An 11,952-nucleotide genomic window follows, 5' to 3' on the forward strand; every position below is an offset into this window, starting at 1 on the left:
CGAGGTGCTGCGCCGCTACCCGGACGCCGGTGAGCCCCTCACCTGCAATCCCGTCACCCAGGGCCTGCTCAACCACGGCTACCGCGTCTCCACCACGCGCGGCCGCTACTTCCTCAAGCATCACCTCGACGACTCCACCGGCGACCGCGCCACGATCGTCCGCCAGCACCGCGCCACCCAGCGGCTGCAGTCACTCGGCGTGCCCGTCGCCCCGCCCCTGGAGGACACAGAGGGTGACACAGTCACGGAGATCGGCGGCCGGTGCTACGCCCTGCACCCCTGGGTCGACGGGCTGCACCGGGCGGGCGCCCAGCTCACCGCCGCCCAGTCGCAGCGGCTCGGAGCGCTGCTCGGGGCCGTGCACACCGGTCTTGAGCAGGTCATGGAGGCGGGCGCGGGGCTCGCGGGGCGCTCCGGCGGATACCGGAGCCCCGACCCCGCCGACACCTTCGCGCTGATCGACGACCTGCTGGCGGCCGCACGCGGGCGCCGCCCCCGGGACTCCTTCGACGAGCTGGCCGAGCACCGCCTCCTGGAGCGGCGCACCCTGCTGGAACAGCACGCCGACCGCAGGCCGCCCACCCCCGACGTCCCGGCCACCGGCTGGGTGCACGGCGACTTCCACCCGCTCAACGTCCTCTACCGGGGCAAGGACCCGGCCGCGATCCTCGACTGGGACCGGCTGGGGGTCCAGCCACGCGCGGAGGAGGCGGTACGGGCCGCGGCCATCTTCTTCGTACAGCCCACCGGGGAGCTGGAGCTGGAGAAGGTACGGGCGTACGCGGGGGCCTACCGGCGGGCGGCCGGCGCGGGGGCGGCGGAACTGGCCGCGGCGGTGCACCGGGTGTGGTGGGAGCGGCTCAACGACTTCTGGATGCTGCGCTGGCGGTACTGCCTGGACGACCGAAGGGCCGACCCGCAGTTCCCTGCGGTGTCGGCCCTGGCGGTCTGGTGGACGCGCGAGTACGAGGCGGTGTGCGAGGCGTTCACGGGGTGAGAGCCCGGCACGTCAGGGGGTGGCGCCCCCCGCGGGCCCCGCGTTGCCGTTGGTACCGGTGGTGGTCCCGCCGTCGGCGGTCGTACCACCGTCGGCGGTCGTACCACCGTCGGTCGTCGTACCACCGTCCGTACTGGTGCCACCGTCGGTACTGGTACCACCGTCGGTCGTCGTACCACCGTCGCTCGTCGTACCTCCGCTGGTTTCGCCGGTGTCCGGCGGGGTGGCCGAGTCCGACGGGGGCACGGACGGTTTGCTGGGCGTGGTGGACGGAGTGGTGGACGGCTTCCAGGTCGGCTGCTGCTCACCACCGGTGGTGCTGTCCTGCGGCGGGACCACCTCCGTCTCCTCGTCGCTCGGCTCCTGCGAACTCTTCGACGGATCCGGCGAGTCGGAGGTCGTGGTCGGCGTCTTCTCGTGCTGGTTGCCGTTGTTGTTCGCCGCGTTGACGGCGATGGCGACACCGGCCCCGATCGCGATCAGCGCGAGCACGACGAAGAGCCACAGCTTGCCGCGACCGCCACCACCGCCGTGGTGTCCGCCTTCGTAGCCGCCGTCGTCGGGGTTCATCGGCGGCAGGATCGGGCCCTGCGAGGTGTCCCCGTGCTGCGGGTGGCCCATCGCCATCGTGCCCCCGGCGATGCCCATGGCCGGAGTGTGTCCGCCGTCGTGCATCGCCACCGGGCCGGTGTTCCACGTACCCGTGTGGCCACCCTGCACCTGAAGCATCTGCAGGCTGTACTGGACGAGGCCGCGCATCTCCTCGGCGCTCTGGAACCGGTCGTCCGGTTCCTTCGCGAGCGAGCGCATGACCAGCCCGTCCAGCTCCGGCGGCACCGCGGCCAGAACCTCGGACGGCGGGACCGGGATGTCCTGCACATGCTGATACACGACGGAGAGCGGCGTCTCACCGGTGAACGGGGGCCGCAGCGCGAGGAGTTCGTACAGCAGGCAGCCGGTGGCGTAGAGGTCGGAACGGTGGTCGACGGCCTTGCCCAGCGCCTGCTCGGGGGAGAGGTACTGCGGCGTGCCCATGACCATGCCGGTCTGCGTCATCGTCGACTGCGCGCCGTGCAGCGCACGGGCGATGCCGAAGTCCATGACCTTGACCGCGCCCGAGTTCGTGATGATCACGTTGGCGGGCTTGATGTCACGGTGCACGATGCCGTGCTGGTGCGAGTACGCGAGGGCTTCCAGCACACCCGAGACGATGATCAGCGCCTGCTCGGGCGGCGGGGCCTCGGCGTTGAGCAGCAGATCGCGGATGGTGCGGCCCTCGACGAGCTCCATCACGATGTAGGGGACGGTCTGGCCGCCCACGACGTCCTCGCCGGAGTCGTACACCGCGACGATCGCATGGTGGTTGAGGCCCGCGACCGACTGGGCCTCGCGCGTGAACCGGGCCTTGGAGACCGGGTCCTCGGCAAGATCGGAACGCAGGAGCTTCACCGCGACCGTACGTCCCAGCCTGACGTCCTCGGCCGCGAAGACCTCGGCCATGCCGCCCCGGCCGAGCCGGTGGGTCATCCGATAGCGTCCGTCACCCACGACACCGCCGATGCCCCAGGAGTCGGTGCCATCCGAAACTCCGCCGCCGTTTGCTTCGGAATCGGGTGCCATCAGTCCTCGCCGTCGTATCTGTCCGCGCGTCCGCGGTTTCTCACGGTGCCCAGGGTCTTTCGTCCGGATCTTGCCGGGCTGATCGGGACGAGAGGCCTTAGCTGCATTGCCACGTCACGCTACAGCCTCCGCCGGACCCGTCGTTTCCGAGAGGGACCGGTCATCCAACCGGCCGGCGTGCCGCCCGCGCAAATTCCATGCGGTTCCTGTAACGCTTCCGAGACGCTTCTTGTGCGTAGGGTCACGGAACGGGCACCCGGCTTGACGTGTCGTACCCCTCGGGCAGACTTGGCGCGTAAATAGGGATCATCGCGTCAGTCGCGCGCCGAGGGGGAAGCAAGTCATGAGCCAGGACGGCGCACACGGCGCTCAGGGGCGCTATGCGGGCGGTTCGGTCGCCGGTGGCCGGTACCAGCTGCGCGACCTGCTCGGCGAGGGCGGGATGGCGTCCGTATATCTGGCATACGACTCCGCTCTGGACCGCCACGTCGCGATCAAGACGCTGCACACGGAGCTGGGACGCGAGCAGTCCTTCCGCGAGCGGTTCCGGCGCGAGGCGCAGGCCGTTGCCAAACTGCAGCACACCAACATCGTTTCGGTCTTCGACACCGGCGAGGACGAGCTCGGCGGCGCGCTGATGCCGTACATCGTCATGGAGTACGTGGAGGGGAAGCCGCTCGGCTCCGTCCTCCAGGCGGACATCCAGAACTACGGTGCGATGCCGGCCGACAGGGCGCTCAAGGTGACGTCCGACGTCCTGGCCGCGCTGGACACCAGCCATGAGATGGGCCTGGTCCACCGCGACATCAAGCCCGGCAACGTGATGGTGACCAAGCGCGGTGTCGTGAAGGTCATGGACTTCGGCATCGCCCGCGCCATGCAGTCGGGCGTCACGTCGATGACGCAGACCGGCATGGTCGTCGGCACCCCGCAGTACCTCTCCCCCGAGCAGGCCCTGGGCCGCGGGGTGGACGCGCGCTCCGACCTGTACTCGGTCGGCATCATGCTGTTCCAGCTGCTGACCGGGCGCATCCCGTTCGACGCGGACTCGCCGCTCGCCATCGCGTACGCGCACGTCCAGGAGGAGCCGGTCGCGCCCTCCACCATCAACCGGTCGATCACACCGGCGATGGACGCGCTCGTCGCCCGCGCGCTGAAGAAGAACCCGAACGAGCGCTTCCCGAGCGCCGCGGCGATGCAGGACGAGATCGCGCGCGTGCTGAACGCGAGCGGACAGACCGGCGCTCCGGTGATCGTCGCGGGCGGCGGTGCTCCGTCGAACAGCGGATCGGGCGTCGGCTCGGCGGTCTTCCCGCCCGTCGACCAGTCCACCCCGGCTCCGCAGAACGTCCAGACGCCGTACCAGCCGGGCCCCTACCAGTCGGGGCCGTACGGTTCGCCGACCCCGACCCCGACGCCTGCTCCGGCACCGTCGTACGGCTACCCGCAGTCGGCCCCGGCGTACCAGAGCCAGGCACCGATGTCCCCGATGTCCCCGATGCAGCAGCAGGCCCCGCCGCCGTACACGATCTCGCCGCAGTCGCACGTCGGCTCCGGTGGCGGCGGCTCGAAGCGGAACATGCCGGTGATCGTCGGCTCGATCGTGGTCGCGCTGATCGCGATCGGCGGGCTGATCACGGTGCTCTCGCTGAACGGTGACGATGGCTCGGGCGGCGACGGCTCCGAGAGCGAATCGCCGGTCGCGAGCGAGCACAAGGATCCGGAACGGAACCGGACGATGGACACCGAGGACTGCACGGACGCCATGGAGGACAGCGACGACCCGAACAAGGTCGACGCACCGAGCTTCATGTACAAGGACATCCTCTCCGCGAAGGCGTGCGCGGACGCGGCGGGCTGGACCATCAAGCAGATCAAGGTGCCGGGGAACACCTACGCGGAGGACCAGGTCATCGACCAGTTCCCGACCTCCGGGACCGCCGTGCCCAAGACGGGCGCCCACTTCGAGCTGCGCATCGCGACGGGCGACCCGGCCTGAGCGGGCGAAAGTGACGGGCCGGTGGACGTGGTGAGCGCCACGTCCGTGTGAGGGCCGCGGTGTGTGACGGCGGGTCCTGAGGATGTCACCCATCCGAGATGCCGGACATATCGTCACATGTGACGCTGACCGCATGGCTCCAGGACTTCACCCTTCACGGTCCACGAGGTGCGCGGTCTGCCTCATATTCACGGCGGGCGCCGCGCTGGGGGGCGCGACGGGCGTGGCGCACGCGGACCGGCGCAGCTCCGGCGGGACGCCGGATGCGGTCAGCGCCGCGGCGACGCCGCCTTCGACCACACCGGCCGGACCACCTTCCGCCTCGCACTCCACCCCGCATCCCGCCCCGCTCTCCGGTCGGCCTTCCGCCGCCTCCGCCGCTGGTGTCGCACCGTCAGGCACGGGTTCGCTCACTCCTTCGGCCGAATCCTCGGCCGAACCCTCGGGCATACCGACGACCGCCCCCTCGGGCGGCAGCTCGGCCGCCCCCGCGCCCCCGGCATCTCCTCCGCGCTCCTCCCCGGCCTCCGGTTCCCCCTCGGCATCCCTCTCCCCCTCGGCCTCACCCTCCTCCGGGCCCCCCTCCGCCGCTGCCGCGCGCGCGGATTCGGAGCCCGCCGAAGCCCAGTCCCCGCTCGCCGGGCGCGAGGCCGGGGAAGGGCGGCTGCGGCCGGGGCGGCAGCTCCAGCCGTGGGAGCTCACGCCCGCGGACAGTTCGTTCGACGAGCCCGACGCGCGGCCCGCGGCGACCGACCCGGGGCCGATGACCACCGTGAATCCGGCAGCGAGCACGTCACCCGGAATCGGCCGGTCCGCCCCCCAGGCCCTCGGCGGGCCGTCCGTGGAGCGGGTGAAGCGGGTGTCGCTGGGCGCGGGAATCGCGCTGATAGGACTGGGGCTGGGCTTCCTCGCCTTCCGTATGCGCCGCCCGGACTGACCCGACCGGGACACATCCCGGCAGGGACTTGCATCGAACAACATACTCGGTATACATACTCAGTATGTCGATCCGCCACGGGCTGCTGGCCCTGCTGGAGCAGGGGCCCAGATACGGCTCCCAGCTCCGTACCGAATTCGAATCGCGCACCGGCTCCACCTGGCCGCTCAACGTCGGCCAGGTGTACACGACGCTGAGCCGGCTGGAGCGCGACGGCCTGGTCGTCCAGGACGACGAGGACGACCAGGGGCACGCCCTCTATGCGATCACCGACGAAGGCCGCACCGAACTGCGGAGCTGGTTCGAGACGCCCGTCGACCGCAGCAACCCGCCCCGCGACGAACTGGCCATCAAGCTCGCCATGGCGGTCGGCGCGCCCGGGGTCGACATCCGGGCCGTCATCCAGTCCCAGCGCCACCACACCGTGAAGGCGATGCAGGACTACACCCGCCTGAAGGCCCAGGCCCTCGCCGATGTCCCGGCCAACCGCGACGAGGTCGCCTGGCTGCTCGTGGTCGAACAGCTGATCTTCCAGGCGGAGGCCGAGGCGCGCTGGCTGGACCACTGCGAGTCCCGGCTGGTCCGCCTCGCCGAGGCGGCGGCCACGGAACCGGAGCCCGAGGTACGTACGCCCAGCCGCGCCCCGGCCCGTACTCCGGCGCGCGCGGCGGCCCGTACCCCACGTCCACGCAACAGCCGCTGACCACGGATCGCCCGCGCGCCCACCGGGCGCCCGCCGCAGCCGCCCACGTATCCACCGAACATCTGCCACGGACCGCCACGCACACACCCGGCGCCGGCCACGGACCGCTCAGGCGTCCCGCGTCGGCCCCACAGACACAGACCCGTTCCAAGGGGGGAACCACCCACCATGTCCTCGCGCGCCCCGTCCCGATCCGCGTCCTCGTCCGGCTCACCGCTGCCGGCCGACGCACCGGTGCTCGAACTCCGAGCGCTCACCCGCACCCACGGCACCGGCATCGCCGAGGTGCACGCCCTGCGCGGAATCGACCTCTCCGTGCACGCCGGTGAACTCGTCGCCGTCATGGGCCCCTCAGGCTCCGGCAAGTCCACCCTGCTGACCATCGCGGGCGGTCTCGACACCGCGACCAGCGGCCAGGTCGTCATCGAGGGCCAGGACATCGCAGGCCTCGGACGCAAGGGCGTCGCCGCCCTCCGCCGCCGCAGCGTCGGCTATGTCTTCCAGGACTACAACCTCATACCGGCGCTCACCGCCGCCGAGAACATCGCGCTGCCCCGCGAACTGGACGGCGTCTCGGTGCGCAAGGCCCGCAAGGAGGCGCGGGCGGCGCTGGAGGAGCTGAAGCTCCTGGAGATCGCCGACCGCTTCCCGGACGAGATGTCCGGCGGCCAGCAGCAGCGTGTCGCGATCGCCCGCGCGCTGGTGGGGGACCGGCGCCTGGTGCTCGCCGACGAACCGACCGGAGCGCTCGACTCCGAGACCGGCGAGGCCGTGCTCGCGCTGCTGCGCAACCGTTGTGACCAGGGTGCGGCCGGTGTGATGGTGACGCACGAGCCGCGGTACGCGGCCTGGGCGGACCGGGTCGTGTTCCTCCGGGACGGTTCGATCGTCGACCAGACACTCACCGCCGACGCCGACTCGCTGCTGGCCGCCGAGGCCGCCAAGTGAGCGTCTTCACGGGCTGGCGCGCCTCCCTCCGCATAGCCAGGCGCGACGCGATGCGCGCCAAGGGCCGCAGCGCCCTGGTGGTCGCGATGATCGCCGTACCCGTGCTCGGTGTCACGGCCGTCGATGTGACGTACCGCAGCGTGACGCCGACCACCGCCGAGGCGCTGACCAGCGAAATGGGCTCCGCCGACGCGCTGTTCAGCGACCAGGCGATGGGCCCCATCGAGCAGTCCCCCAACGGCGAGGGCTACATGGGGCCCGACGACGGACCGCCCGTGGAGAGCCCCGCCCCCGTCGACGTCAGGACGACGCTCCCCAAGGGTTCGCGGGCGATCAGCATCCAGTCCGTCCCGGCGAGCGTCACCACCCGGTACGGCGTCACGGACACCGACATCTTCGAGATCCGGACGTCGGACCGGATGACTCGCGGCAAGATCGACCTCGTGCGCGGCGCCCACCCGCACGGCAAGGGCGAGATGGCCGCCACCGAGCCGTTCCTGAAGGCGACCGGGCTGGACATCGGCTCGACCACCACCGTGCGCAACTCCGGCCGGATGTACACCATCACCGGTGTGGTCGAGCTGCCCGGCGAGCTGAAGACCCAGGCGCTCTACGCCGACCCCGGTGCGGTCATCGCCCCGTGGAAGGCCGAGTCCGACCACGACAAGAAAGTGCTCCCGCCGAACGCCGGGTCCACGAACTGGCTGGTCAAGGGGCCCGAGGGGGTGGGCGTGACCTGGCCGCACATCATGGCGGCCAATAAGTCGGGCGTCCTCGTCAAGTCGCGGCAGGTCGTCCTCGACCCGCCGCCGGACTCCGAGGTCCCGCTGGCGGCCAGGAGCCCCGGCATCTCCGAAGTCCGCTCCGAAGAGGTCAGCACGGCCTTCGTCACCGTGATCGCCATGGCGGTCCTGGAGATCGTGCTGCTCGCCGGACCGGCCTTCGCGGTCGGAGCGCGCCGCTCGCGCCGCCAGCTCGGCCTCCTCGGCACCTGCGGCGGGGACAGACGCCACGTCAGGGCCGTGGTGCTCGGTGGCGGTCTGGTGCTCGGTGGCATCGGAGCGGTGACGGGTGTCGGGGTCGGCCTCGGGCTCACCGCGGTTTTCCGGCCCGTGATCGAGAACTGGGCCGGACACCGGTTCGGCTCGCTCGCGATGCCGCCCCTGGAGCTGCTGCTCATCGCCGTGATCGGCCTGATCACCGGCCTGCTGGCGGCGTTCGCCCCGGCGATCGTGGCGAGCCGGCAGTCCGTACTGGAATCGCTCACCGGACGACGCGGTGTCCGCCGCTCCTCACGCGTGCTGCCCGTACTGGGCGCCTGCGTGCTGGCGTCCGGTACCGCGATCGCCGTCTACGGCGGCAGCAGCGGGAATTCGACGCTGGTCGCCGGAGGCTCGATCATCGCCGAACTCGGCCTGCTCGCCTGCATCCCGGTGATCGTCGGCTTCCTCGGACGGCTCGGCAGGAGGCTGCCCCTCTCGCCCCGGATGGCGCTGCGTGACGCGGCCCGCAACCGCGGTCGTACGGCTCCCGCCGTCGCCGCGGTGATGGCGGCCGTCGCGGGTTCGGTGGCCATCGCCACGTACATGTCCAGCCGATCCGCCGAGGACGAGTACAACCACGTTCCCTTCATCACCGAGGGGACCGTCATCCTCGCGTCCGTCGACGAGGAGGCGGCCGAGCAGCTCCCGCGGGTGCGGACGGCCGTGGAGCAGGACATGGCCGTCACCGGCGGACACGCGGACTTCCGCCGGGTCTGGGCCGGCAGCGACTGCAACCGCTACGAGGAGAACCACTGCGGCTCGCTGGAGCTGGTCAGGCCGGCCGGCAAGGCCCACACCTGCCCGCTGACCGGCGAGGGAGCCAAGGATCTCGCCGCGCGGCTCTCCGCCGACGAGCACAAGAAGCTGATGCGTTCCCCCGCCTGCCTCACCGACCTGATGGCGTCGGGTGTCTTCAACACCGAGGAGAACAGCATCGTCGTCGCGGACGCGGACCTGCTGGACACGTACGTGAAGCTCCACGACCCCGCCGCCGCCAAGGCACTGGCCGCGGGCACACCGGTGTTGCTCAACCCGGTGTACGCGGAGAACGGCGAGGTCACCGTCAAGGCGGTCCACCGGTACAGCGAGGAGGACAAGAAGTACGGGAAGCAGCACCCGGGCGAGGCACGGACCACCGTGGACAAGCTGAAGGTGTACGTGGCCCCCGCGAAGTACGCCGCCACCCCCGGTATCCGCATGATCCTTCCGGAGCGGACCGCGGAGCGGCTCGGCCTGCACACCAGGGCGTCCGGGAGCGCGTACGCCGTCACCCATGTGCCGACGGAGGCCGAGAACCAGCGGGTTTCCGGCGCCATCGCGCAGGCCGGCGGCGGCGTCTATGTGCAGTCCGACCAGGGATCCAGCGGGGAGCAGGACACCATACTGCTGATCCTGACCCTGTTCGCGGGCATGGTGACCCTGGGCGCGGCCGCGATCACCACGGGCCTCGCCAAGGCGGACGCGGAGGCCGATCTCAACACCCTCAGCGCGGTGGGCGCGCCTCCGGGCGTACGGCGGAAGCTGTCCGGCTTCCAGTGCCTGGTGGTGGCGCTCACGGGTGTGGTGCTCGGCACGCTGGCGGGCCTGGTGCCCGCGGTGGCGCTGCGCCTCATCGACCTGCGGGAGGCGCTGAAGCTGATGCGGCTCGATCCCACGCACTCGGCGTACACGCCGATCGTGCTGCCCTGGGCGACCATCGGCCTGCTCGTCGTCTGCATTCCGCTGCTGGCCGGGCTGCTCGCGGCGGCGCTCACACGGTCGCGCCTGGCGCTGGCCCGGCGAGCCGGATGACGACGCGGACGGTGCGGCCGGTGATCTGACCGGCCGGTTCGGTGCCCCCGAAAACGGTGGATCAACCGTTTGCGGGGGCACCACCGTGTTGTACGGCAGGTGTGCGAGACAATGGCGCCATGGAGATGCCGAGGAATGAACGGTCGCAGGAGCACCCCCAAGTCCTCGTAGTGGGGCAGGACGGCATGGCGATCGGCGGCGGCGGTGGCACTGACGACGAATCGCGGGAGGTCCCGGTGACGGAGATGGTCGAACAGCCCGCGAAGGTCATGCGCATCGGCAGCATGATCAAGCAGCTCCTGGAGGAGGTCAGGGCGGCTCCTCTCGACGAGGCGAGCCGGGTCAGGCTCAAGGAGATCCACGCAAGCTCCGTGAAGGAGCTGGAGGACGGCCTCGCGCCGGAGCTGGTGGAGGAGCTGGAGCGGCTCTCCCTGCCGTTCACCGAGGAGTCGGTGCCCTCCGAGGCGGAACTCCGGATTGCGCAGGCCCAGTTGGTGGGCTGGCTGGAGGGTCTCTTCCACGGCATCCAGACGGCGCTGTTCGCCCAGCAGATGGCGGCACGGGCCCAGCTGGAGCAGATGCGGCGCGCCCTTCCGCCGGGGAGCGGACACGAGGACGAGGACGGCAGCGGGGACCCGCACGGGGCCATCCGGTCGGGCCCGTACCTCTAGTCCGTAGGCCTCTGGTCCGTACACCTCTGGTCCGTACGCCTCCAGTCCGTACGTCTCCGGTCCGTACGCCCCTGGTACGCACGCCTCGATCACGTAGCAACGACATCAAGGCCCGGCACACATGGTCATCGACCTGTGTGCCGGGCCTTTCGCGCGCGACGGGAGCGGGGCGGGCGTCAGCTCGCGGGCACCTGCAGCAGCACCTTGCCGATGTGGGCGCTGGACTCCAGCACCCGGTGGGCCTCGGCGGCGTCCGGCATCGGCAGCGTGCGGTCCACGATCGGCCGGACGACATTGTCGGCGATCAGCGGCCAGACGTGCTCCTGTACGGCGGCGATGATGGCGGCCTTCTCGGCGAGCGGGCGGCCGCGCAGCGAAGTCGCGGTGACGGCGGCCCGCTTGTTCAGCAGGGCGCCCAGATTCAGCTCGCCCTTGACGCCGCCCTGGAGACCGATGACGGCAAGCCGGCCGTTGACAGCGAGTGCCTTCACGTTACGGTCGAGGTACTTCGCGCCGACGATGTCGAGGATGACATCCGCACCGGCCCCGTCCGTCGCCTTGAGCAGCTCCTCGACGAAGTCCTGTTCCCGGTAGTCGATCAGGATGTCGGCGCCGAGCTCCGCGCAGCGCGCCAGCTTCTCCGGGCCGCCCGCGGTCACCGCGACCCGTGCGCCGACGGCCTTGGCGAGCTGGATCGCCATCGTGCCGATGCCGCTGGATCCGCCGTGCACCAACAGGGTCTCGCCGGGGCGCAGATGGGCCACCATGAACACGTTCGACCAGACCGTGGCCGTCACCTCGGGCAGCGCGGCGGCCAGAGTCAGGTCGACCCCGTCCGGCACGGGCAGCAGCTGCCCGGCGGGCACGGCGACCTTCTCCGCGTAACCGCCGCCCGCGAGCAGCGCACACACCTGGTCGCCGACCGACCAGCCGGTGACACCGGGCCCGATTGCCGAGATGCGGCCCGCGCACTCCAGGCCGGGGTACGGAGACGCGCCGGGCGGCGGGTTGTAGAACCCCTGCCGCTGCAGTACGTCGGCGCGATTGACCGCGCTGGACACGACATCGACGAGGACCTCGCCCTCGCCGGCTACCGGATCGGGCACCTCGGCCCATACGAGCGCCTCGGGGCCACCGGGTTCGGGGATCGTGATCGCATACATGGCGCGAGGCTACTCCGTGGAGCGGCCGGGGCGACGGCGTGGCACCGCGGGCGGGGCCCCAGGTACAACGCGATGCCCTG

The 11,952-nt window shown here is 71.2% G+C and carries 9 protein-coding genes; 7 read left to right on the top strand and 2 right to left on the bottom strand.

The features are described from left to right. Positions 1 to 4 precede the first annotated feature (4 nt). Entirely contained in the window at positions 5 to 997 is a 993-nt protein-coding gene (locus tag OG507_RS19355; protein ID WP_327372029.1) for a phosphotransferase, read from the top strand. A gap of 12 nt (positions 998 to 1,009) precedes the next feature. Here the strand turns inward: OG507_RS19355 and OG507_RS19360 are convergent, their stop codons facing one another. Continuing rightward, positions 1,010 to 2,617: a protein kinase domain-containing protein gene (locus OG507_RS19360; RefSeq protein ID WP_327368447.1), complete on the bottom strand. Its 1,608-nt coding sequence runs from the start codon at positions 2,615 to 2,617 to the stop codon at positions 1,010 to 1,012. Between the two features lie 343 nt (positions 2,618 to 2,960). Here OG507_RS19360 and OG507_RS19365 point away from each other — a divergent pair, with 343 nt between their 5' ends. The 6 genes from OG507_RS19365 (at position 2,961) to OG507_RS19390 (ending at position 10,709) form a co-directional block, all read left to right on the top strand. After that, positions 2,961 to 4,616 carry a protein kinase domain-containing protein gene (locus tag OG507_RS19365; protein ID WP_327368448.1) on the top strand — a complete coding sequence of 552 codons (1,656 nt, stop codon included), beginning with the start codon at positions 2,961 to 2,963 and terminating at the stop codon, positions 4,614 to 4,616. A gap of 133 nt (positions 4,617 to 4,749) precedes the next feature. Continuing rightward, positions 4,750 to 5,553 carry a hypothetical protein gene (locus OG507_RS19370; RefSeq protein ID WP_327368449.1) on the top strand — a complete coding sequence of 268 codons (804 nt, stop codon included), beginning with the start codon at positions 4,750 to 4,752 and terminating at the stop codon, positions 5,551 to 5,553. 64 nt (positions 5,554 to 5,617) lie between these two features. Continuing rightward, positions 5,618 to 6,256 carry a PadR family transcriptional regulator gene (locus OG507_RS19375; RefSeq protein ID WP_327368450.1) on the top strand — a complete coding sequence of 213 codons (639 nt, stop codon included), beginning with the start codon at positions 5,618 to 5,620 and terminating at the stop codon, positions 6,254 to 6,256. 168 nt (positions 6,257 to 6,424) lie between these two features. Next, positions 6,425 to 7,204, top strand: a complete 780-nt coding sequence (locus tag OG507_RS19380) for an ABC transporter ATP-binding protein (RefSeq protein ID WP_327368451.1) — start codon at positions 6,425 to 6,427, stop codon at positions 7,202 to 7,204. Beyond that, positions 7,201 to 10,038 (top strand): ABC transporter permease, encoded by a 2,838-nt coding sequence (locus OG507_RS19385; RefSeq protein WP_327368452.1) that lies wholly within the window; start codon positions 7,201 to 7,203, stop codon positions 10,036 to 10,038. Before OG507_RS19380 ends, OG507_RS19385 begins: the two co-directional genes overlap by 4 nt. A 119-nt stretch (positions 10,039 to 10,157) precedes the next feature. Next, positions 10,158 to 10,709, top strand: coding sequence for a bacterial proteasome activator family protein (locus OG507_RS19390; RefSeq protein WP_327368453.1), 552 nt, complete (start codon positions 10,158 to 10,160; stop codon positions 10,707 to 10,709). Positions 10,710 to 10,885: 176 nt separating this feature from the next. On the opposite strand, the gene OG507_RS19395 is transcribed toward OG507_RS19390, so the two are convergent. Next, the gene (locus tag OG507_RS19395) at positions 10,886 to 11,872 is read right to left on the bottom strand and encodes an NAD(P)H-quinone oxidoreductase (protein WP_327368454.1); all 987 of its coding nucleotides are present in this window, start codon (positions 11,870 to 11,872) and stop codon (positions 10,886 to 10,888) included. Between the last annotated feature and the right edge of the window lie 80 nt (positions 11,873 to 11,952).

The sequence above is a fragment of the Streptomyces sp. NBC_01217 genome (assembly GCF_035994185.1).
GTDB lineage: Bacteria > Actinomycetota > Actinomycetes > Streptomycetales > Streptomycetaceae > Streptomyces.